This is a genomic window from Pseudomonas sp. SB113 (assembly GCF_040754745.1).
In the GTDB taxonomy this organism is placed as follows: Bacteria; Pseudomonadota; Gammaproteobacteria; order Pseudomonadales; family Pseudomonadaceae; genus Aquipseudomonas; species Aquipseudomonas grimontii.
On the sequence record NZ_JBFMHW010000112.1, the window covers coordinates 1 to 508 of the forward strand.

Sequence of the window (508 nt, forward strand, 5' to 3'; positions counted from 1 at the left end):
CTCGCCGTGTGGCCGGAGCCTCCGGCAATACCGCCATCGGGCAGGCTTGAGATGCCCGAATGAAGCTCGACCTGATCGGGATCGAGGCCGAGCGCCTCCGCCGCGATCTGGGCCAGAGCCGTCCATGCGCCCTGTCCCATGTCGGCGCCTGCCGTTTCCACCAGTGCTGTGCCATCGGCGCGCAAGGTAGCACGCGCCTCAGCGGGGAAATGCGGGCAATGGAAGACCGCAGTGCCCATGCCCCAGCCAACTAGGAAACCATTCTCGTCGCGCATCTGGCGCGGCTCAATTGGCCGGCCCGACCAGCCGAAACGTTTGGCGCCTTCGGCATAGCACTCGCGCAGGGCTTTGGATGAAAAGGGCTTGCCGGTGCCTGGCTCGGTTTCAGCGTAATTAGTCAACCTGAATTCCAGCGGATCCATGCCGCAGGCAATTGCGGCCTCGTCCATAGCCACTTCGAGGGCGGCCGATCCGGATGCCTCGCCTGGCGCGCGCATCGGTCCGGGCG

Annotated in this window: 1 protein-coding gene; it reads right to left on the bottom strand. The window is 65.7% G+C overall.

The window, feature by feature from the left end:
• Positions 1-449 (bottom strand): molybdopterin cofactor-binding domain-containing protein (locus AB1462_RS31710; RefSeq protein WP_367249027.1); only part of this gene is annotated, 449 nt, incomplete at its 3' end.
• Between the last annotated feature and the right edge of the window lie 59 nt (positions 450-508).